This window comes from Streptomyces rectiviolaceus (assembly GCF_039533825.1).
Taxonomy (GTDB): Bacteria; Actinomycetota; Actinomycetes; order Streptomycetales; family Streptomycetaceae; genus Streptomyces; species Streptomyces rectiviolaceus.
Genome location: NZ_BAAAUG010000155.1, coordinates 1 through 1,428, shown reverse-complemented (window position 1 = coordinate 1,428; position 1,428 = coordinate 1). Strand labels below are relative to the sequence as shown.

General features: G+C 72.3%; 1 protein-coding gene and 1 pseudogene. Both read left to right on the top strand.

What is annotated here, in order from left to right; all coding sequences use genetic code 11:
* A partial coding sequence (locus tag ABD378_RS34950; RefSeq protein WP_344527774.1) for a peptidoglycan-binding protein occupies positions 1-1,002 on the top strand: 1,002 nt, incomplete at its 5' end.
* A gap of 91 nt (positions 1,003-1,093) precedes the next feature.
* Positions 1,094-1,428, top strand: a pseudogene (locus tag ABD378_RS34945) (SPFH domain-containing protein); the annotation flags it as partial.

Here is a 1,428-nt window from a genome sequence, read left to right as displayed (position 1 = left end):
GCGCCGGGCCCCGCGGCGTGGGCGGCGCGGGCCACGACGCGGGCCGCGATCATCGCCCGCGCCAAGAAGTGGGTCGCCGCGAAGGTGCCGTACAGCATGAGTACGTACTGGTCCGACGGTTACCGGCAGGACTGCTCGGGCTTTGTCTCCATGGCCTGGAATCTCGGCACCAATGAATGGACGGGCAGCCTCTCCTCTTACGCGGTGCGCATTACGAAGAGCCAGCTGCAGCCCGGCGACATCCTTCTCTTCCACAATCCGGCGAACCCCGAGAGGGGGTCGCACGTGACGATTTTCGGCGGCTGGGCGAACGCGTCGCGCACGCAATACACCGCGTACGAACAGGCCCGCCCGTACGCCCGTAAGCAGACGACTCCCTATGCCTATTGGAGCAATGGGAGCCGCTATCTGGCGTATCGCTACAAGGGGCTGAAGGAGGGGCCGCCTGGCGGCTCGGAGCCGGGCACGGGGACGCGCTACCCCGGCGCGGGCTCGTTCGGTCCCGGCGCCGACAACAAGTACGTGACCCAGCTCGGCAAGGCGCTGGTCGGCCGGGGCGGCGCCCGCTTCTACACGTCCGGTCCTGGCCCGCGCTGGAGCGACGCGGACCGCGGGGCCACGCAGGCGTTCCAGCGGGCGCAGGGCTGGACCGGCCGGGACGCGGACGGTCTGCCGGGCCCCGCGACCTGGTCGTACCTGATGTCGGGCAAGGGCCGCGACATCCCACGCGCCGGACCGGGCGCGGGCGGCACGCAAGGCAAGGCGGCCGCGTACCCAGGCAGGGGAGTGTTCCGCCCCGGCCAGTCCAGCCCGTCGATCGAGAGACTCGGCAGACAACTGGTGAAGAAGGGCTTCGGCAAGCACTACACCCAGGGGCCGGGCCCCAGCTGGAGCGAGAGCGACCGCCGCAACGTCGAGGCGTTCCAGCGGGCGCAGGGCTGGCGGGGTGCGGCGGCGGACGGATATCCGGGGCCGGAGACCTGGCGGCGGTTGTTCTCGTGAACCTCATGAGTGGAGCGGCGGGCATGAGACGCGGGTGCGGATGGGACCGGGGCGCGGATGAGATCGAGGCACGTATGAGGCGGAGGCAAGGATGAGTGCGACAGCGGCATCACGGTCACAGACCCCCCAGCCCGAGGACCCGCAGAACGCCGGGGTCTCGGACACGGCCGCCCGCCCGCCGCGCCTGATCCACAGCGAGGCCACCACCGAGATCCCCATCCACCTGCTCTTCCGTGACGACCCCGCGGACCCGGGAGTGGCCATCGCGCCCGCCGTGGTGCGGCGCAGGCAAGGAACAGGGGAGCAGCCGCGCGCCACCCGACGGCCCGCGCCCGCGGTGGCACGCCCGCTGCCCGTGGTCGACCCGTCGCTCGGCGAGCGGCCCGCGCACGTGCTGCCCGGTGCGGTCGGGGTGCTCGGCGGGTG